The organism is Pseudomonas mangrovi (assembly GCF_003052585.1).
GTDB classification, from domain to species: Bacteria; Pseudomonadota; Gammaproteobacteria; order Pseudomonadales; family Pseudomonadaceae; genus Aquipseudomonas; species Aquipseudomonas mangrovi.
On the sequence record NZ_QASN01000006.1, the window covers coordinates 111,987 to 131,958 of the forward strand.

A 19,972-nucleotide genomic window follows, 5' to 3' on the forward strand; every position below is an offset into this window, starting at 1 on the left:
GTGACGGACAGCATTGAGACGGGACCGATTGGACTGCCCGTTTCGGCCAAACAGCCACTCATCGCAGGCGCGGAGCCCTCCCACTCCCAGACACGCCAATGAGATCGTGAGCTGAACCAGGATCTCGACTACCCGACCTCCGCCGGGCACTGCGCGGCGTCCAGACGCATGAGCGTCGCAGCGAAGTTCTTGCCGAACATCCTGGCGGTCTTGATATCTCCTGGCGCAAAGGCATCGCCGGTAGAGGATTTTTCTGCCTGGGCCATCAGGCCGGACCAGGAGCCCAAGCGATTGGCGGCTTCGTCATAAGGAACGCCATCGTGTTGCTCGGGAAGAATCGGGTTGCCCACCCACAACATGCCGTGCTGCATGCAAAAGACGAACATCGACATCAGCGTGGACTGCTTGTCCCCGGCAGGCAGCGACGACACCGTAAAACCCGCCGCAAGTTTCCCGCGCAGGCTCTGGGTACGCCACAGCTGGCCGGTAGCGTCCATCAATGCTTTGAAAGGCGCGGACACGCCACCCAGGTAGGTGGGGGACCCAAGGATGATGCCGTCATATCCGACCAGCTCATTCGGCGCAGCCGTCGTATTCAGCGCCTGCAACAGGATGCCTTCTACACCCGGAACGCTCACCACTCCCGCCAGTACCTGCCCGGCAAGGTGCTCCGTGTGCCCATGAGCGCTGTGATAAACGATGGCGACTCTTTTCATTCTGATTCTCCGGTGGTGATGGGTGCGCGGCTCAAGCCACGCGGGCTGCGAGAAGGGTTGCGCAGAGGTAGAGGCCCGCTCCGAATACGGCGTGGTTGGCCAGGCTTTTCAAGCAGTTCCTTATCGGGCTCGGGGTCTTCCTTGAAGCGATGCCGGCGCCCATCGCAGGCTGAACCAGCAGCAGGGGGAAAACAGCCGTGGCCAGCCCGAACGCTAACGCTAGAAGTAACCTGGGTTGTTGCGCCCAGGAAATCCCCTCCAGCAAGAAGAACATCGCTGCGAAGACCACGCCGGTCGCGTAGTGCATCACCCAGCCCAGTGCGAGCTCATGGGGAATGGGTTCGGACGCTGCGATGGAGCGGTGGTGGAACCTGCCGCGAGACAGGTGCCCCACCCAGCGCCCGATGAAGGCGAAGTTGAGCGTGGGTACACCGAGCCGCTGCAGAAGCAGCAGCCAGAGGTCCATGACCAGGGTGGCACCCACGCCTGTCAGGAGGATGGTTGCAACGATGTTCAAGTTCATGGCGGCCTCGATGGGTTTGACTGGAAAGGTTTCAGTCGCCACCCTACAAGTTCAAGTCAACTTGAGGTCAAGAGGTAAAGATGGACATCCGTGAGGTGACCCGCCGCTCCGGTCTGCCGGCCTCGACCCTGCGTTTCTACGAGGAGAAAGGCCTCGTGCTTGCCTTGAATCAGCCCGGTGAACGACGCCGCTTCGCGGCCAACATCCTGGATCAGCTGGCGCTGATCTCTCTCGGGCAGTCCGCCGGTTTCAGCCTCGACGAGATCCGCACGATGCTCACCGGGAAAGGCGAGCCGAACATCGATCGGCAAATCCTGGCTGCCAAGGCAGATGAGATCGACGCGACCATCCGACGCCTGCGAGCAATGAGCAGGGGCCTGAGACATGCAGCTATCTGCCCGGCGCCCAGTCACGCCGAATGCCCAACCTTCCAGCGTCTTCTCAACGAAGCCGCCGCCAGCGCCCATACCGACAGGACCAGATCGAGGAAACGCCGACTCTGAGGGGGGCAGACGACGAGGGCAGGCGCTATGGGCCGGCCGCCGGATGTTATGTGCGCGGACCTACGCCAAGGCGCCGGACGCTCGCGGCGGATCGAACCCCCTCTGACTAACCTGCCCGCACCCGCGCACACCACCCATGCATCAACCCCGCCTGGAAGAACTGTACCGGCGGCTCGAATCCCGCCGCCTCGATCAGATCGGCGACCCGCGACGGCGGCAGGACGGCCACGTCATTGGCGTAGGCCGCGCGGGCCCGTTCGAGCATGTCCGGGGTCACGCCGGCAGAAGACATCAGCGTCATCCAGCTACGCAGCAGCGCTTCATAGGCCGGTGAGAGGATGTCGGAAGCCAGGTCGGCGTCTGCCAGGATGGCGCCGGGCTTGAGCCGGTGGGCGATCTGCCGGAAAAAGCCAATGCGCGCCTGCGCATCGAGCATGAATTGCGACACCAGAAAGCAGGTGGCGCCGTCATGACTGGGCAGCTCCGGCAGGGTGTCGAGATAGCCTTCGTGAAAGCGGCAGCGCGAGAAGAATCCGCCCCGCTCCGCGCGTTGCCGGCAGATGTCGAGCATCGCACCGGAGGGGTCGACCGCGGTGAACTGCCAGCCTGGGAATCGCTCGGCCAGATAGGCCAGCTCCGCGCCGGTGCCGACACCGACGCAGAGAATCCGCGCGTCTTGCGGCAGCTCGGCGAAGACCGAGCCGAGCAGGAAATGCAGCGCATCGCGGATCGGCGCCATCCCGGCCCATTGTTTGTCGTAGCCGGCGGCCTGCTGATCGAACAGGGCCTTGAGTTCTGCTTCGCGCATGGGGCTGCTTCCTCGGAGTCATACAATGATGCGCCGCGCCGGGGCGGTGCTCGATTCAGTATCCCAGAGCCGTCAAGCCCCATCGTCCAGGCCCAGGGACCAGGAGAAGAACGTCAGCGCGCGAGCGATTCGCAGCCGGCGGTCGGAAAGCATCGATCAAGCGTGATCAGCGTCACTTCCTGATCACTGCCGCGGCAACCCCCTGCGCGGTACCGGCTCCATTTGCCAGCCATCGTCACTGCGCCCGCAGCGGCTGGCCAGGCTCAGGAGTCAGTCCCATGCACCGTCTTGTCCGCTTCACGCTTCCCCTGCTGCTGGTCGCGGCGCTGCCCGCGCATGCCGCCGATCTGCGCGTCACCACTTTCGCCGACGAGGACGATGGCCAGTGCACGCCGAGCCACTGTTCGCTGCGCGAGGCGATCTCGCACGCCAACCAGACCCCCGGCGATACCTTCATCCGGCTGGCAGCCGGCGAGTACCTTCTGGAACGGGCCAACCCCGACACAGGCTACGACTGGCCGATAGAGGAGGACGACAACCGCATCGGCGACTTCGACGTGCATGGCCAGGTTACCCTCGTCGGGCGCGGCATCGGAGTGACCCGCCTGAATGCCCAGCATCTGGACCGCCTGTTCCACGTCCATCCGGACGCGCAGCTGCGGATGACAGGGTTGACCCTGACCGGCGGCCTGCAGATCTTCGACGGGGGCGCCCTGCTCAATCACGGCAAGACCGCCGTGCGCGAGGTGGCATTCGTCGACAACCTGCTGATTTCCTACATGCCCTACCCGGCCGAGCGCACTGGCAGCGGCGGTGCCGTCGCCAACTTCGGCGTGTTCGAGGCGCAGCGCGCGACCTTTCGCGGCAACCGCCTCGACGCCAGCGAGACGGCTACCCCCGGCAAGGGTGGCGGCGTCTACAACCAGGGCAGCCTGCTACTAAGGGACAGCCTGTTCGTCGCCAACCGGGCCAACGACTACAACGAGTCGGGCATGGGCGGCGCGCTCTACAACCTGGGCGACGCCGACATCGCTCGCACCAGCTTCCAGGCCAACCAGGTCTCCTGGGGCGGCTACGGCGCCGCCATCGCCAACGTCGGGCGGATAACCCTGTCCAACAGCACCCTGAGCGGCAATTTCAGCGTCGAGCAGAGCGCATTCGAGAACGGCCATCCCTGGCTGCCTGAGCTCAGCGCAAAAGCCCAGGCTCGGCTCTACCACGTCACCATCGCCGGCAACGAGGGCCGGGGAATCAGCAACCGTGGCGACCTCCTGCTGCGCAACAGCATCATCGCCGGCAACCGCGCAAGCGAGTTCGAAGAGGTGCGCAACTGCATCAACCGACCCGGCGCCATCGGCTATCAGGCGCGCGGACTGCTGCTGGGCAGCGATGCCGGTGGCTGCGTCGCCGACACCATCATTGCCGACGACACCACCTTCACCCACCATCTTTTCCTCCTGCAGGAAAACAACGGCAGCCAGGTCCATCCGCTGCGCCGCAACAGCGCCGCCATCGATGCCGGCGTCGGCGGCTGCGCCAGCCACGACCAACGTGGCCTGGACCGTCTGCGCGACGGCAATGGCGATGGCATCGTCAATTGCGATCTGGGGGCGTTCGAGCGGGCCTATCCGTGAGTAGCGCTCTGGCAGGTCGCACTCATCAGAAGAGTGCAGCCCGCCGCCCGAACCCGTCTCCGTTGCGCAGCGGCACCTCAGGTGCCGCGAGCAAAACCGGGAATCCTTGCCTTCGACTGCCCCATACAAATGCGGCGGGCGAACGGCCCGTCACCGTCACGCGCGATGTCGCGCTCACACCCGCGGAAGCCGGTTTTCTCCGCCACCACGCGAGCCCTGCTCGCCCGGAGAAATCCATGTTCCAGCCTGTTCGTTCACGCCTGCTCCTTCGGCTGCCGATGCTGCTGCTCTGTCTCGGTCTGGGCGAAGCCTCAGCGGCAACTTTCACCGTCAATCAGACCCAGGATGGTCGCGACGGCGCCTGTGACAGCCACTGCACCCTGCGCGACGCAATCGATGCCGCCAATAGCACACCCGGCAGCCACCTGATCCTGTTACCTGACGGCGAATATCTGCTCGACCTCCTCAGCAACGGGGATGAAGACGGCAACGCCAGCGACGATCTCGATCTCACCGCAGACGCGCGCATCGTAGGGAGCGGCTATTCGCGCAGCGTCATCCGTTCGGTAGGCCTGCGACATCGCCTGTTCGAAATCCACCCGGGTGCCCGCCTGCGCCTGGAACGGCTCAGCCTGAAGGACGGTTTCAGCCCCGCCAACGGCGGCGCGGTGGAAAACCACGGCCGGCTGGAACTGCGCCAGGTGTTGCTGGAAGGCAACCGTGCCCGCACCGTCCAGCCCGTCGATCAACCCATCACCGAGGAGCAGGGCTGGTGGAAGGGCCAGGGCGGCGCCATCGCCAACTATGGCGAGGCCCACATCAGCTGGTCGGCATTCGTGCGCAACTCCGCTACCGGCGGCGAAGGACCCAATCCAGGCCGCGGCGGTGCGATCTTCAACCGCGGCGTGCTGTTCATGCGTGACAGCCGCCTGGAAAGCAACGGGGTTTCCAGCCCCGACGACAAGGGCGCCGGGGCGGGGGTTTACAACCGCGGGGTCGCCGACATCGCACGCAGCCTGTTCTACCGTGGCGGCGGCACCAACGACATTTGGGGCACGGCAATCGCCAACGATCTGGGCGGCCAGCTCAAGCTGGTCAACAGCACCCTGGCCTACGGCCGTGCGGAAGCGAATGCGGCGTTCAACAACGGTGATCCCTATCGGCAGGACAACCAGAGCGACACCCGCGCTCAGCTCATCCACGTCAGCATCATTCGCAACACCAGCGCAGGCATCGACAATCGCGGTCGCCTGCAGCTACGCAACAGCCTGGTCATCGGCAACTACCTCGACGCTGATGAAACAATCCCCCGCGATTGCAACAGCCAGGGCCCCGGTGCCCTGCTATCCAGCAGCGGCCTGATGCTGGTGCCCACAGGGAGCAACTGCCCGGCGGAGCTGCATGCCGATCCCGACAACCTGTTCGGGGCAGTCATCGCAGGGCTCGACGATACCCAGCTGCTGGCGACCTTCCCGCTGCCGGCGGGAAGCCCGGCCATCGATGCCGGCATCGGCAACTGCAGCAGCCACGACCAGCAACGCGCCCCCCGCCCCCAGGACGGCGACGACGACGGCGATGCCCGCTGCGACCTGGGTGCCTATGAGCGCGGCAGTCGACCTACACCCCCGGTAATCAGGAACTGACGGCGAGGGGTTGGCCCGTGCGTTTGCAAAACCCAACTGACCGGCCAACCCCTACCCCGATCACATCGCTAGGGGCTCTGCGGTCTGCGGGCAGATCGCCCCAGGCACTCGCTCAGCCACTCCCGCGAAGCCGCTTAACATCCTGCGACGGCGGGCAGCCGAACTGGCGGCTGTATTCGCGGCTGAACTGCGAGGGGCTTTCATAGCCGACCCGGTAGCAGGCGCTGGCGACGTCAAGGCCTTCGCCGATCATCAGCCGGCGCGCCTCCTGCAGGCGCAGCTGCTTCTGGTATTGCAGCGGGCTCATCGCGGTGACGGCCTTGAAGCGGTGGTGCAGCGTGGAGGTGCCGAGGTTGGCGATCTGCGCCAGTTGCTCGATGCGCAGCGGCTCGCTGTAGTGGCTGTTCAACCAGTCGATGGCCCGCGTCACGCGGTGAGTCTGGCTATCGCCCAGGGCGATCTTGTACAGCCGTCGCCCTTCGTTGCCACGCAACAGGCGGTAGTACAGCTCGCGCAATGCCAGCGGCGCGAGCATGCCGATGTCGCGCGGCGTATCCAGCAGGCGCACCAGGCGCAGCATGGTATCGAGCAGCGGCGCGTCTATGGGTTCGAGGAACAGCCCGCGCCCTGGCTCGTCGGGAACGCCTGCCGGCGGCGCCTCGGCGATCAGCTGGGCGATCTGCGCCGGGTCCAGATCCAGGCGTATGCACAGATAGGGCGCCTCGGGCGTTGCCTCGATCACCTGCCCCGACACCGGCAGCGTCACCGAGACCACCAGATAGTTGAGCGGGTCGTACTGGTAGAGCTCATCACCCAGGCGCACTTCCTTGCTGCCCTGCACGATCAGGCACAGGGCTGGCCGGTGCACGCCATGCACAGGCTCGTTCGGCGCATCGCAGCGGATGACGTGCAAGGGCGCGATGGCCGTCTCGAAGGTCCCCGGCGTCGGCACGCGCTGCATCAGCCGGCGCAGCAGCTCGGCGCGGTGGAGCGCGGTATCGGCCGTAGCGGCAGCGACTTTCATATCCATGTGCGGGCTCCTCGCAGACACAGATCAGCCTGAGGTGGGCATGCTGCCAGAACGGGCAGGCACCGGCCAGGACCGGGACTGCGCAGATGGCGCGCAAATCCGCTTTCGGAGCGTATCGCTTGGCCACACAGAAGTTCCATGACGGGTCCTGTGGCGATCCCCGCCGGCACGGTCAGCAAGGTCTCGGCGAACCCGGTCGAGCGAATGGGGCCGTGATCATTCGTGCTGCTGGCTTATCGACACAACGTAGATAACATGCGGCGAAACGTTCGAGGAACCTGAGATGATTTCCGACCCGGGCACGCCGACCCTGGACCAGCTGCGCGTCTTTCTCACCGTGGTCGAGGTCGGCAGTTTCGCCGGTGCCGCGCGCAAGCTGCACCGCGCCACCTCAGTAGTCAGCTACTCGATCGCCAACCTGGAAATGCAGCTGGGCGTCAGCCTGTTCGACCGCAAGACCACCCGCAAACCGCAGCTGACGGACGCCGGCCGCACCGTTCTGGCCGAAGCACGCAGCATCTACAGCGGCATCGACGGCCTGCGCGCCAAGGTGCGCGGCCTGCTGCACGGCCTGGAAGCCGAGGTGCATCTGGTGCTCGACGTGATGCTGCCCAGCGCACGGGTGGTCGATGCGCTCAAGGCCTTTCGCGAGCACTTCCCCACCGTGCAGCTGCACCTGCACATCGAAGCGCTCGGCGCCGTCACCCAGCTGGTCCTCGAGCGCAAGGCGACGCTGGGCGTGAGCGGCCCGCTGACCACCAGCATCGACGGCATCGAACGCATCGGCGTGGGCAAGGTGGCGCTGGTCCCGGTCGCCGCACCCGGCCACCCGCTGGCGCAACCGGGTCCACATGCGCCTGGCGCCGGGCGCGAACATGTGCAGCTGGTGCTCACCGACCGCTCGCGGCTGACCGAGGATCAGGAGTTCGCCGTGCTCGGCAACCGCACCTGGCGCCTGGCGGACCTCGGCGCCAAGCACATGCTGCTGCGCGAAGGCATCGGCTGGGGCAACATGCCGATCGACCGGGTCCGCGACGATCTGGCCAGCGGCCGCCTGGTACGCCTCGAACTGCCCGACTGCAGCGGCGTCGATTACCCCTTCGACATCATCTACCGCACCGACACCCCGCCAGGCCCTGCGGCACGCTGGTTGATCGAGCGCTTCAGCGCGCAGCTGACCGGGGAGGCCTGAGCGCTGGGCCCGGGTCAGGCCCGATCCGCGACGTCGCAGCACCGCAACCCACCGTCAGCCGGACGAAGAAAAACCGGGCATCTGCCCGGTTTCTCTTTCCTGCCTGCGGTACTCACCGACTCCAGTTGAGCAGGCGGCGACGACCTGCTGGCCGTGGTGTCAGCCGCGACGCGCATCCAGGCTGAAGCGACCGGCGCCGAAGGCAACCACCTGCAGCAGCCCGCCAGCCATGGCGAGGTTCTTGAAGAAGTGGATGAACTGGTTCTGGTCGCCCAGCTGGTTATGGAACACCAGTGCGGTGGCGATGCTGAACACGGCGAGCCCTGCTGCGACCAGACGGGTGCGGTAGCCGAGGATCAGCGCGATGCCGCCGACCACTTCGGTGAGGATCGCCAGTGCCAGCGCCAGGCTGGGGAACGGCAGGCCGACCGATTCGATGTAGCCGATCATCCCGGCCGGCGCGCTGATCTTGGAGATCCCCGAGAGCAGGAAGATGGCACTGAGCAGGAGGCGACCGCTGAGCGCGGCCGTGGAGGTGAAGGCGGCGGAGTTGCCGAGGGCGGTAGCGCGGGCGATTACGTTGGACTGGGTCATGGCTGTTTCCTCTTGAAGGGCTAACCACCTTGGTGAGCCGCAGTGAGGAGAATTCTGCGCGCAACTCACTTATCTAAATAGCCACCCAATATCGAAGATGATGTTCGAATAAATCGAACGAGCACAAACCTCTCCCTCCCCGGCTTCGCCCTCCGCGCTCCCCTGTGAATTGTCGCCAGCCCCGGCTCGATTCACCCCTTCGCAGGTCCACGAACCCGACAGAAATAGGCAAGCGCGGCGCAGGGATCGGCATTCGTTGCGTCCGGTTGCATCCGTAGCATGGCGAGCGTAGCCAGTCGAACGCCTGCCCCTGCAGGCACCGCGCTGGCGCCCACGACAATTCAGGAGGAGATCCGCTCATGTCGAACATTCAAGGCAAGGTCGTACTGATCACCGGCGCCAGCAGCGGTATCGGTGAAGCTGCCGCCAGGCTTATCGCCGCTAAGGGCGCGCATGTCGTCCTCGGTGCCCGGCGTACCGACCGGCTGGAGACACTGGCCGCCGAGATCCATGCCCAGGGTGGCTCGGCGCGGTTTCGCGCGCTGGACGTCACCGACCTGGCCGACATGCAGGCCTTCGCCGACTTCGCCAAGACGCAGTTCGGCAAGATCGACGTGATCATCAACAACGCCGGGGTCATGCCGCTGTCGCCCCTGTCGGCGCTGAAGATCGACGAGTGGAACCAGATGCTCGATGTCAATGTGCGCGGGGTACTTCATGGCATCGCCGCCGTGTTGCCGGGCATGGAGGCGCAGGGACATGGTCAGGTAATCAACATCTCATCCATCGGCGGACTCTCGGTGGTGCCCACCGCCGCCGTCTACTGCGCAACCAAGTTCGCGGTGCGCGCCATCTCCGACGGCCTGCGCCAGGAGACCGACAAGATCCGCGTCAGCGTGGTCTGCCCCGGCGTGGTCGAGTCGGAGCTGGCGCAGACCATCTCCGATGAAGGCGCACGTGCAGCGATGAAGGAGTTCCGTCGCGTCGCGCTGACGCCGGATGCCATCGCCCGGGCGCTGGCCTATGCCATCGAGCAGCCGGACGACGTCGACGTCAGCGAGATCGTCGTGCGTCCCACCGCCAGTCCCTACTGAAGCCGAGGCGGCCGGGCTCACCGGCCGCCTGCGGACTCACCAGTTGTAGGTCGCGCTGGCAGTCACGGTACGGCCATAGCCGTAGTAGCAGGCCTGCACGTCGCAGGAGCTGACGTACTCGCGGTCACCCAGGTTGCTGCCGTTGAGCGCCAGGCGCAGGCCGTCCAGCTGATAGTGCAGGCTGGCGTCGAACAGGCTGTAGCCGGCGGTCTCGGCCTCGATGATGCGTGGGCCATAAAGGCCGAACAGCGGGTTCTGCCCGGTGTAGGAGGCTTCGCCGATGTAGCGCACCCCGCCGCCCACGCCGAAGCCGGCCAACGGACCGTCCTGCAGGCTGTAGTCGAGCCACAGCGCCGCCTGTTCGCGCGGCACGAACGCCAGCCGCGCGCCCTCCTCCCAGGCGTTGACGCTCTTCTGGATGCGCGCATTGGTGCGGGTGTAGCTGGCGTGCAGGTCCAGCCCCTGGGTCAGGCTGGCCAGCGCCTCGATCTCCAGCCCCTTGCTGCGCACTTCGCCGACCTGGCGACGGTCGTTCGGATCGTTGGGGTTGGTGCTGACCACGTTCTGCTTGGTGATGTCGAACAACGCCAGGCTGACGAAGCTGCGCTCGCCCTCCGGCTGGAACTTCACGCCGACCTCGTACTGGCGGCCGGTCTCCGGATCGAAGGGCCTGCCGCTGGCCGGATCGCTGGAGTTGGTCGGGTTGAAGGATTCGCTGTAGCTGATGTAGGGCGCCAGGCCGTTGTCGGCGACGTAGACCAGGCCGACGCGGCCGCTGAAGGCTTCGTCGTCACGGGTGTTGCGCGCAGCACCCAGGTTGCTTTCGGTCTCGCTGCGCGCCAGGTCGTAGCGACCGCCGAGCAGCAGGTGCCAGTGTTCGTCGAAGGCGATCTGGTCCTGCAGGTAGAAACCGGTCTGGCGCCGGGTGATGTCGTTGTCGGCATCCTTGGCGGGCCAGGGCACGTTGACGCCGTAGACCGGGTTGAGCAGGTCCAGCGTCGGCGCGGCGCCAAAGCGGCTGATCTCACGGGCGGCCAGCCGTCGCCCGTCCACCCCCAGCAGCAACTGGTGGGTCAGCGGCCCGGTGACGAAGTCGGCCTGGGCCTGGTTGTCCAGCGTCCAGCCGTCGAACTGCTCGTCCTTGACGTTGGCGCTGCGCGTCAGGGTGGTGCCGGCGAAGGCCACGCCGGTGTTGTTCAGGTAGCGATAGTCGTAGTTCATCTGCTCGTAGCGCAGGTTCTGGCGCAGCGTCCAGGTGTCGTTCAGGCGGTGGCTGAGCTCGTAGCCGAACGAGGCGTAGGCGCGATCGAAGCGGTTGAAGCTCGGCTCGCCCTCGTAGAAGTCCCGCTCGCGGTTGTGCTGCAGGCGGAAGGCGTTGACCAGGGTCGGGGCGAAGCGGCGGCTGAAGGCGAAGTCACCCTCATCCTTCTGGTACATGCCGAACAGGGTCAGCTCGGTGTCCTCGCTGGGGCGCCAGGTCAGCGTCGGCGCGAAGGCCTGGCGCTGGTTGCCGGTCTTGTCGACCTGGCCGTTGGCATCGTTGCCCAGCAGGGTGACGCGATAGAGCCAGTGACCCTGCTCGTCCAGCGGTCCGCCGACGTCAGCCGCCAGCTCGCCGAGCTGGTCGCTGCCGGCACGCAGGCGCACCTCACGCAGCGGCGTGTCCGGCGCACGCTTGCTGACCAGGTTGACGATGCCACCCGGCTCACTCTGGCCGTAGAGCACCGACGCCGGGCCGCGCAGCACCTCGACCCGCTCCAGCAGGTAGGCATCCGGGCGCGCCAGGCCGTAGGTGCTGCGATTCAGCAGCAGGCCGTCGCGGTAGGTTGAGCCCTTTACATCGAAGCCGCGCATGCTCATCCAGTCGTAACGCGGGTCGTAGCCGTAGGGCGTGCTTACGCTGGGGCTGTAGCGCAACGCCTCCTCCACCGTGGCGGCGCCACGCGCCTGCATCTGCTCGCGGCTGATCACGCTGATCGACTGCGGGGTTTCCAGGATCGAGGCATCGGTCTTGGTCGCGCTGCGCGTACGCCGGGCGACATAACCACCAACCGGGCCGACGGCAGACTCCGCCTGGCGACCACGGACATGCAGATCGTCCAGCTGCAGGCGATTCTCGCCCGCCGGGATCGGCTCCAGCCGATAGTCACCGTCCGCACCCTGTACCGCGCGCAGCCCGGAGCGAGCCAGCAGGCGGGCAAAGCCCTGCTCCAGCGGGTACTCGCCACGCAAGCCGGGGCTGCGCTGCCCGGCGGTGAGCGCCGGGTCGAAGCTGAGCAGCACGCCGGCCTGGCGGGCGAAGCTATTGAGCGCAACGTCCAGCTCGCCGGCCGGAATCTGGTATTCCTGCAGCGCCGCGGCGGCGCTCGCCATCGCCGGCAGGGTCGCCAGCGGCAGGCAGAGGCTGAACAGGGCACCGCGCACGGCGCGGGCCAGTGAGTCCGGAGAGCGTTGAACAAACATGCTTGATCCTTCGAAAGCTGCGAAAAGAGGTTTGCGAAGGGGAGGCCGAACGAGCGCGGAAAACCTGCAGAAATTTTTCCAAGAATCTCGCGGCACCCAGCACACCGAACCCTCCCTCACCCGCCTTCGGCACCCTCTCCCGACGGAGAGGGAAAAGCGCGCGCGGCTCCGGCTTGGCATTCCGCACGGTGATCGTTCCCACGCTCCGCGTCCGCGAGCACGGAGCCCGGCGGATCTCCACACCGACGTAGGTTGGGCCGAGGCCCAACACAGGCGCCCTCTGCGCCCGCGCTCCGCGTGACACAGCCTGGGACGTATGCGTTGCCCGATGTGTTGGGCTTCGCTGCGCTCAGCACCAACCTACGACGCCCCCTTCCGGCGTAGGTTGGGCCGCAAGGCCCAACGCAGATACCCTTTGCTCGTTCCCTTTATCGCTCCCACGCTGCGGGGGAACGCCGCCCCGGACGCTCTGCGTCCGCGAGCACGGAGCCCGGCGAATCTCCCTCCCGGCGGCCCGCCGCTTCTCGCGCAGCCCAAGTGCAACGCCTCATGTGTTGGGCTTCGCTGCGCTCAGCGCCAACCTACGCCAGCCGGGGTAAACGCAGGCCCCCACGCTCCGCTTGAGCATGCCGGCCTCAGGCCGGCTGCAGGGTCACCCACCAGCGGGTGCGATAGACCACCTGCACCGGCAACGTACGCGCCACCGCCGCCAGCGCGCGCTCGCTGTCATCCAGCGGGAACACGCCGGAGATGCGCAGCCCGGCGATGGCCGGATCGCAGCGCAGCAGGCCGTGGCGCTGGCGCTCGAACTCGGCGACGAACTGGTCCAGACGCATGTCGCGCGCCACCAGCACGCCGTCCACCCAGCTGGCGCGCTCGCTCTCGGCAGGCTGTGGCGCCGTCACGCCGTGCGCGTCGAAGCGGGCCTGCCAGCCTTCTTCCACACGCTGCCGTCGACCGTCGGCGGGCCTGACCTCGACCGCACCGGCATAGACCGCAAGCTGCATGCCGTCCACGTGCTGGCGCAGCAAAAGGCGCGAATCCAGCGCACGCAGGCTGCCGAAGTCGGTACTGACCAGCAACGGCCGCGGCGCGGCCTGGTTGCCGGTCTCCAGCAGAATCTCGCCCTGATACAGGCGCAGCAGGCGGCGCTCGCCTGCAAAGTCGATGTCCAGCGCGCTACCGGCATTCATGTGCAGCCGCCCGCCGCCGGGCAGCTCGAGCGAGCGTCGCTCGCCCACGCCGGTACGCAGATTGGCCAGCCAGGGCTGCACGACGTTGCCATTCGAGACGCCGAGCATTCCGGCGCCGCCGGCGGCGACCAGCAGCACCAGCGCCTTGAGTGCACGGCGGCGTTGCGGGTCATGTCGCGCGGCAGCCAGGGTGGCGTGACCAAGCGCTGCGGGAATCGCGGCAAAGCGCCCTTCCAGCGCATCCAGGCGCTGCCAGGCCAACTCATGTTCCGGGTGCTGCGCACGCCAGCTCTGGCAGGCGGCGAAGGTCTCGGCGGCGCAGGTGCCGGTCGCCAGGCACACGCGCCAGGCAATCGCCTGCTCGACCACCGCGTGGTCCAGCGCACTCATGGGTACAGCGCCTTGTAGCAGTGGCTCAACGCCTGGGTCATGTACTGCTGGATCGAGCTGAGCGACAGGCCCATGCGCGTGGCGATCTGCGCGTAACTCAGGCCGTCCAGCTGGGCGAGCAGAAAGGCCTCGCGCACCCGCGGCCTGAGGCCGTCCAGCAGCCGGTCGATCTCCAGCAGCGTCTCCAGCATCAACTCGCGGGTCTCGGGGGACGGCACCTCGGCCACCGGCAGGTTGGCCAGCGCTTCCAGGTAGGCGCGCTCCAGGCTGGCGCGCCGGTAATGGTCGACCAGCAGCCCGCGCGCCACGGTGGCGAGAAACGCCCGTGGTTCGTGCAGCGACCGCGCCTGACGTTGGGTGAGCAACCGGACGAAGGTGTCCTGGGCCAGGTCCGCGGCGTTCTGCGGACAACCCAGGCGCTGCCGCAGCCACCCCAGCAACCAGCCATGGTGACCGCGGTAGAGCTCGGCGATGGGAGACGCAGGCGGCAGCGACACGACGGGCCTCGATGACATTCGAATGCAAATAGGAAATAGATGCAGTTGCGAATGCTGTCATGCGACCGCCCGGGCATGCAAGTTCGACGTGTGCTCGCAGGCGCAGGAGCGACGGCGCAATGCGCTGCGCCTATTTCGCCCTACGGTGGGTTCCCGGCTGCGCGACGCTGGAGCGTCGAAGGCTGCATTCCCACGTAGAGCTTGTGAACGAGCACGTTCGACGCGTGCTCGCAGGCCGGGACAACGGCGCAATGCGCTGCGCTTATTGCGCCCTACGGATGGTTGCCGACGATGCGCCGCTGGAGAGTGTCAGCAGAGCTCGGTTAGGCTCCGAACCTAACCCGCCCGCCAACGTTCATAGCTCTACCAAGCAGCCAAGGTGGATTCATGGATCTGGTCGTTTCCCGCCCGGAAGGGCTCTACTGCCCGCCCGGTGATTTCTACATCGACCCCTGGCGGCCGGTGCAGCGGGCGGTGATCACCCATGCGCATGGCGACCACGCCCGGCGTGGCAATACGCGCTATCTCGCGGCGGCACCCGGTGAAGGCATCCTGCGTTCGCGGCTGGGCGAGGACATTCAGCTGCAGACGCTGGCCTACGGCGAGCGGCTCGATCATCACGGCGTGACCCTGAGCTTTCACCCCGCCGGCCACGTGCTCGGCTCGGCCCAGGTGCGCCTGGAATACCAGGGCGAGGTCTGGGTCGCTTCCGGTGACTACAAGGTCGAGCCGGATGGCACCTGCGCGCCCTTCGAGCCGGTGCGCTGCCACACCTTCATCACCGAATCGACCTTCGGCCTGCCGATCTATCGCTGGCCGGCGCAGGCCGAGATCTTCGCCGGCATCGATGCCTGGTGGCGCGCCAACGCCGCCGCCGGGCGCGCCAGCGTGCTGTTCGCCTATGCCTTCGGCAAGGCCCAGCGCATCCTGCATGGCATCGACGAGAGCATCGGGCCGATCCTGGTACACGGCGCGGTCGAGCCGCTGAACGAGGTCTATCGCGCCGGCGGGGTGCGCATCCCTGCCACCCACTACGCCGGTGACTTCAAGAAGACCGATCCGGCGCTGCGCCAGGCGCTGGTCGTCGCCCCGCCGTCGGCCGGCGGCAGCACCTGGATGCGCCGCTTCGGCGACTACAGCGATGCCTTCGCCAGCGGCTGGATGCTGCTGCGCGGCACCCGTCGGCGGCGCGGGGTGGATCGTGGTTTCGCCCTCTCCGACCACGCCGACTGGCCCGGCCTGCTCTGGGCCATCGAGCAGACCGGCGCCGAGCGGGTGATGGTCACCCATGGGCAGGTCAACGTGCTGGTGCGCCATCTGCGCGAGCAGGGTCTCGATGCCCGCGGGTTCGAGACCGAATACGGCGACGAGGACGACACCGCCGAGCCGCAGGTCTCCGCATGAAGGCCTTCGCCGAACTCTACGCGCAGCTGGATGCGACCACCTCGAGCAACGCCAAGCTGCAGGCGATGCAGGACTACTTTGCCCAGGCAGCACCTGCCGACGCCGCCTGGGCGGTGTACTTCCTCGCCGGCGGGCGGCCGCGCCAGGTCGTACCGACGAAAATCCTCCGCGAACTGGCGACCCGCCTGTCCGGCCTCTCCGACTGGCTGTTCGAGGAGAGCTACCAGGCCGTCGGCGATCTGGCCGAGACCATCGCCCTGCTGATCCCCGAATCGCCCCACGCTTGCGCGGAAGGCCTGGCCTGGTGGCTGGAAGAACAGCTGCTGCCGCTGCGCGGCCTGCCACCGGAAGAGCTGGCCGCGCGTCTGCCGCCGCTGTGGGCGCAGCTGGATCAGCAGAGCCTGATGGTCAGCCTCAAGCTGCTCACCGGGGCCTTTCGCGTCGGCGTCTCCAAGCTGCTGGTGACCCGTGCGCTGGCGAACCTGGCGCAGGTCGATGCCAAGCGCGTCGCCCAGCGCATGGTGGGCTACACCGACCTGTCGCACCGGCCCAGCGCGCCGCGTTATCTGTCACTGATCGCGCCGGAGTCGGATGAAGAACACGCCCAGCGCGGCGGCCAGCCCTACCCGTTCTTTCTCGCCCATCCGCTGCAGCAGCCGCTGGAGCAGTTCGACGCGCAGCTCGGCCCGGCCAGCGACTGGCTGGTGGAGTGGAAGTGGGACGGCATCCGCGCGCAACTGGTGAAGCGCGACGGCCGCCACTGGCTATGGTCGCGCGGCGAGGAGCTGATCACCGAGCGCTTCCCCGAGCTGCAGGCGCTGGCCGATGCGCTGCCCGATGGCTGCGTGCTCGACGGCGAGCTGGTGGTCTGGAAACAGCCCGAACCAGGCAGCGATGCGCTGTTCGGCATCCAGCCGTTCGCCCTGCTGCAGCAGCGCATCGGCCGCAAGACCCTGAGCAGGAAGCTGCTCGAGGAAGTGCCGGCGGCGCTGCTGGCCTACGACCTGCTCGAATGGCGCGGCGAGGACTGGCGCAAACGCCCGCAGGACGAACGCCGCGCACGCCTCGAGATGCTGGTGGCCGAGATCGGCGATGCCCATCTGCACCTGTCGCCGCAGATCACCGGCAGCAACTGGCAGGACCTCGCCCGCCAGCGCGAAGCCTCCCGCGACCTGGGCGTGGAAGGCATGATGCTCAAGCGCCGCGACTCGCTGTACGGCGTCGGCCGCACCCGCGACCTGGGCCTGTGGTGGAAATGGAAGATCGACCCCTTCAGCGTCGATGCGGTGCTGATCTATGCCCAGCGCGGACATGGCCGCCGCGCCAGTCTGTATACCGATTACACCTTCGCCGTGTGGGACGACTCCGCCCCCGGCGAGCGCGTGCTGGTGCCCTTCGCCAAGGCCTATTCCGGGCTCACGGATGAAGAGATGCGCAAGGTCGACGCGATCATCCGCAAGACCACGGTAGAGAAGTTCGGCCCGGTGCGCAGCGTGACCCCGACCCTGGTGTTCGAGCTGGGCTTCGAAGGCATCGCCCTGTCGAAACGGCACAAGAGCGGCGTGGCAGTGCGCTTTCCGCGGATGCTGCGCTGGCGCACCGACAAATCCGTGGAGGATGCCGACACCCTGGCCACGCTACAGGGCCTGCTCTGATGGCGCGTGCACCCTGCCCGTCGAGTCTCTGGTTTGCCAGTCGCGGCTGGAAACCCTTCGCCTTCCAGAAGGAGGTCTGGCAGGCGCTGCACGACGGCGACTCGGGTCTGTTGCATGCGTCCACCGGCGCCGGCAAGACCTACGCCGTCTGGTTCGCCGCGCTGGATCGCTTCGCCCAGATGCCCGCCATCGGCACCGCAGCGCCGCCCCGCCGAACATCGCCCCCCGCCCCGCTGACGGTGCTGTGGATCACCCCGATGCGCGCCCTGGCCGCCGACACCGCGCGCGCCCTGCAGGCGCCGCTGGATGATCTGCAGATCAACTGGAGCATCGGCCAGCGCACCGGCGACACCGGCAGCGCCGAACGCGCGCGGCAGGGCCGGCGGCTGCCCAGCGCGCTGATCACCACGCCGGAAAGCCTGACCCTGCTGCTGACCCGTGCGGACGCCCGCGAAGCCTTCGCCCACCTGAGCATGGTCGTGGTGGACGAATGGCACGAACTGCTCGGCAACAAGCGCGGCGTGCAGCTGCAACTGGCCCTGGCGCGGCTGCACCTGTGGAACCCGCAACTGCTGGTCTGGGGCCTGTCCGCCACCCTGGGCAATCTTGCGCACGCGCAGCAGGTGCTGATGCCGGCCGGACGTCTGGTGCAGGGCAAGCTGCCGAAGGATCTGCGCATCGACACCTTGCTGCCGCCGGGCCTCGAACGCTTCCCCTGGGCCGGGCACCTGGGCCTGCGCATGCTGCCGCAGGTGGTCGCCGAGCTGGACGCCAGCAGCACCGCGCTGGTGTTCACCAACACCCGCTCGCAGGCGGAGATCTGGTACCAGGCACTGCTCGACGCGCGCCCGGACTGGGCCGGGCTGATCGCCCTGCATCACGGCTCGCTGTCGCGCGAGGTGCGCGACTGGGTCGAGCTGGCGCTCAAGGAAGGCCGGCTCAAGGCGGTGGTCTGCACCTCCAGCCTGGATCTGGGGGTGGACTTTCTGCCGGTGGAGCGGGTGCTGCAGATCGGCTCGCCCAAGGGTGTCGCCCGATTGATGCAGCGCGCCGGTCGTTCCGGCCACGCGCCTGGCCGACCGTCCCGCGCCACCCTGGTGCCGACCCACAGCCTGGAGCTGCTGGAGGCAGCCGCCGCACAAACCGCCGTGGCCGAGCGCAAGGTCGAGGCGCGGCTGTCGCCGGAAAAACCCCTCGATGTACTGGTCCAGCATCTGGTCAGCATGGCGCTGGCTGGCGGCTTCTTCGCCGAGGCGATGCTGGCCGAGGTGCGCAGTGCCTGGGCCTATCGCGAGCTGAGCGATGAAGAATGGCAATGGGCACTGGCGTTCATCCGCCACGGCGGCCACTCGCTGACCGCCTACCCCGACTATCGCCGCGCCGAGCCGGATGCCGACGGCCTCTGGCAGGTGCCGGACGCGCGCCTGGCGCGGCGCCATCGCATGAGCATCGGCACCATCGTCAGCGATGCCAGCCTGGCGGTTAGGTACTGGACCAGGGGCGGTGCTGGCGGCTCGCTCGGCAGCGTCGAGGAAGGCTTCATCGCCCGCCTGCGTCCCGGCGATGTGTTCCTCTTCGCCGGTCGGCCGCTGGAACTGGTGCGGGTGGAAAACATGACCGTGTTCGTCCGCCGCGCCACCAGCAAAAAGGCCGCCATCCCGCGCTGGAACGGCGGGCGCATGCCGCTGTCCAGCGAGCTGGCCGACGCGGTACTGGTCAAGCTCGACGCCGCCGCGCGCGACGACTACGCCAGCGCCGAGATGCGCCTGCTGCGGCCGCTGCTGGAGGTACAGCAGCAGTGGTCCGCGCTGCCCGGCGAAAGCACCCTGCTAGCCGAGGTGTTGAAGTCCCGCGAAGGCTGGCACCTGTTCCTCTACCCCTTCGCCGGGCGCTCGGTACACCTGGGCCTCGCCAGTCTGCTGGCCTGGCGCCTGGCACGCAGCCAGCCGCTGAGCTTCTCCATCGCGGTCAACGACTACGGCCTTGAACTGCTGTGCGCCAGCCCGGTGGATTTTGCCGAGACGCTGCCCGCGGCGCTGGCGGCCAGTGACGAACTGCTCAACGAGATACTCGCCAGCCTGAATGCCGGCGAGCTGGCGCGGCGACGCTTTCGCGAGATCGCCCGGATCGCCGGGTTGGTCTTTACCGGCTACCCCGGCGCGCCCAAGAGCACTCGCCAGCTGCAGGCCTCCAGCGGCCTGTTCTTCGACGTATTCCAGCAGCACGATCCGGGCAACCTGCTGCTGAGCCAGGCGCAGCAGGAAGTGCTGCGTCAGGAGCTGGACGTGCAGCGCCTGCAGCAGACCCTGCAACGACTGCAGGCGCTGCAGCTGGATATACGGCCGATCAAACGCGCCACGCCCTTCGCCTTTCCGCTGCTGGTCGAGCGCTTTCGCGAAAGCCTCAGTTCGGAGAAACTCGCCGAACGCATCAAGCGCATGGTCGCCGACCTGGAAAAGGCTGCCGGCCCCGGCGGCTATCAGACGGACGCGCCGGGCTTTGCCATCGATGACGAGCGCCCGATGCCGCGCAAACGCACCCCGCGCCAGGGCAAGGACGGCAAACCGCGCCCACCGAAGCACCGACCGCAGAAGAAGACCCTGTGAACAGCGAATATCCGCGCGGCGAGGCTG

General features: G+C 67.3%; 16 protein-coding genes. 8 read left to right on the forward strand and 8 right to left on the reverse strand.

The features are described 5' to 3' along the window. Positions 1-128 precede the first annotated feature (128 nt). Together DBO85_RS03455 and DBO85_RS03460 are read right to left on the reverse strand one after the other, a co-directional pair. Entirely contained in the window at positions 129-716 is a 588-nt protein-coding gene (locus DBO85_RS03455; RefSeq protein ID WP_108105268.1) for a flavodoxin family protein, read from the reverse strand. A 31-nt stretch (positions 717-747) separates the two neighbouring features. Next, positions 748-1,239: a DUF2938 family protein gene (locus DBO85_RS03460; protein WP_108105271.1), complete on the reverse strand. Its 492-nt coding sequence runs from the start codon at positions 1,237-1,239 to the stop codon at positions 748-750. Positions 1,240-1,319: 80 nt separating this feature from the next. Here DBO85_RS03460 and DBO85_RS03465 point away from each other — a divergent pair, with 80 nt between their 5' ends. Next, positions 1,320-1,742, forward strand: coding sequence for a helix-turn-helix domain-containing protein (locus DBO85_RS03465; RefSeq protein ID WP_108105273.1), 423 nt, complete (start codon positions 1,320-1,322; stop codon positions 1,740-1,742). 106 nt (positions 1,743-1,848) lie between these two features. Here DBO85_RS03465 and DBO85_RS03470 read toward each other — a convergent pair whose 3' ends face one another. Then, positions 1,849-2,550: a class I SAM-dependent methyltransferase gene (locus tag DBO85_RS03470; RefSeq protein ID WP_108105274.1), complete on the reverse strand. Its 702-nt coding sequence runs from the start codon at positions 2,548-2,550 to the stop codon at positions 1,849-1,851. A 278-nt stretch (positions 2,551-2,828) separates the two neighbouring features. On the opposite strand from DBO85_RS03470, the gene DBO85_RS03475 reads away from it, so the two are divergent. Both DBO85_RS03475 and DBO85_RS03480 read left to right on the forward strand, forming a co-directional pair. Beyond that, a complete protein-coding gene (locus DBO85_RS03475; RefSeq protein WP_108105276.1) occupies positions 2,829-4,184 on the forward strand; it encodes a CSLREA domain-containing protein in 1,356 nt (451 codons plus the stop codon). A gap of 236 nt (positions 4,185-4,420) precedes the next feature. Further along, the gene (locus DBO85_RS03480; RefSeq protein WP_108105278.1) at positions 4,421-5,827 is read left to right on the forward strand and encodes a CSLREA domain-containing protein; all 1,407 of its coding nucleotides are present in this window, start codon (positions 4,421-4,423) and stop codon (positions 5,825-5,827) included. Between the two features lie 112 nt (positions 5,828-5,939). On the opposite strand, the gene DBO85_RS03485 is transcribed toward DBO85_RS03480, so the two are convergent. Next, positions 5,940-6,857, reverse strand: a complete 918-nt coding sequence (locus DBO85_RS03485) for an AraC family transcriptional regulator (RefSeq protein ID WP_108105280.1) — start codon at positions 6,855-6,857, stop codon at positions 5,940-5,942. A gap of 283 nt (positions 6,858-7,140) precedes the next feature. Between DBO85_RS03485 and DBO85_RS03490 the strand changes: the two genes are divergently transcribed. After that, a complete protein-coding gene (locus DBO85_RS03490; RefSeq protein WP_108105282.1) occupies positions 7,141-8,049 on the forward strand; it encodes a LysR family transcriptional regulator in 909 nt (302 codons plus the stop codon). A gap of 159 nt (positions 8,050-8,208) precedes the next feature. On the opposite strand, the gene DBO85_RS03495 is transcribed toward DBO85_RS03490, so the two are convergent. Beyond that, entirely contained in the window at positions 8,209-8,643 is a 435-nt protein-coding gene (locus DBO85_RS03495; RefSeq protein WP_108105284.1) for a DoxX family protein, read from the reverse strand. A 359-nt stretch (positions 8,644-9,002) separates the two neighbouring features. Between DBO85_RS03495 and DBO85_RS03500 the strand changes: the two genes are divergently transcribed. Then, positions 9,003-9,737, forward strand: coding sequence for an SDR family oxidoreductase (locus DBO85_RS03500; RefSeq protein WP_108105286.1), 735 nt, complete (start codon positions 9,003-9,005; stop codon positions 9,735-9,737). 36 nt (positions 9,738-9,773) lie between these two features. On the opposite strand, the gene DBO85_RS03505 is transcribed toward DBO85_RS03500, so the two are convergent. The 3 genes from DBO85_RS03505 to DBO85_RS03515 all read right to left on the reverse strand — a co-directional run bounded on the left by DBO85_RS03505 (position 9,774) and on the right by DBO85_RS03515 (position 14,298). Then, on the reverse strand, positions 9,774-12,200 hold the full coding sequence (locus DBO85_RS03505; protein ID WP_158268870.1) for a TonB-dependent siderophore receptor: 2,427 nt from the start codon (positions 12,198-12,200) through the stop codon (positions 9,774-9,776). A 635-nt stretch (positions 12,201-12,835) separates the two neighbouring features. Then, positions 12,836-13,783 (reverse strand): FecR domain-containing protein, encoded by a 948-nt coding sequence (locus tag DBO85_RS03510; RefSeq protein WP_108105290.1) that lies wholly within the window; start codon positions 13,781-13,783, stop codon positions 12,836-12,838. Continuing rightward, positions 13,780-14,298: a sigma-70 family RNA polymerase sigma factor gene (locus DBO85_RS03515; RefSeq protein WP_108105292.1), complete on the reverse strand. Its 519-nt coding sequence runs from the start codon at positions 14,296-14,298 to the stop codon at positions 13,780-13,782. The genes DBO85_RS03510 and DBO85_RS03515 overlap by 4 nt, the downstream gene beginning before the upstream one ends. Before the next feature lie 369 nt (positions 14,299-14,667). Here DBO85_RS03515 and DBO85_RS03520 point away from each other — a divergent pair, with 369 nt between their 5' ends. Genes DBO85_RS03520 through DBO85_RS03530 form a run of 3 tightly spaced genes read left to right on the forward strand, consistent with a single transcriptional unit; the run spans position 14,668 to position 19,945 of the window. After that, entirely contained in the window at positions 14,668-15,684 is a 1,017-nt protein-coding gene (locus DBO85_RS03520) for a ligase-associated DNA damage response exonuclease (protein WP_108105294.1), read from the forward strand. Next, entirely contained in the window at positions 15,681-17,339 is a 1,659-nt protein-coding gene (locus DBO85_RS03525; protein ID WP_108105296.1) for an ATP-dependent DNA ligase, read from the forward strand. Before DBO85_RS03520 ends, DBO85_RS03525 begins: the two co-directional genes overlap by 4 nt. Continuing rightward, on the forward strand, positions 17,339-19,945 hold the full coding sequence (locus DBO85_RS03530; RefSeq protein WP_108105298.1) for a ligase-associated DNA damage response DEXH box helicase: 2,607 nt from the start codon (positions 17,339-17,341) through the stop codon (positions 19,943-19,945). The genes DBO85_RS03525 and DBO85_RS03530 overlap by 1 nt, the downstream gene beginning before the upstream one ends. Positions 19,946-19,972: the final 27 nt, after the last annotated feature.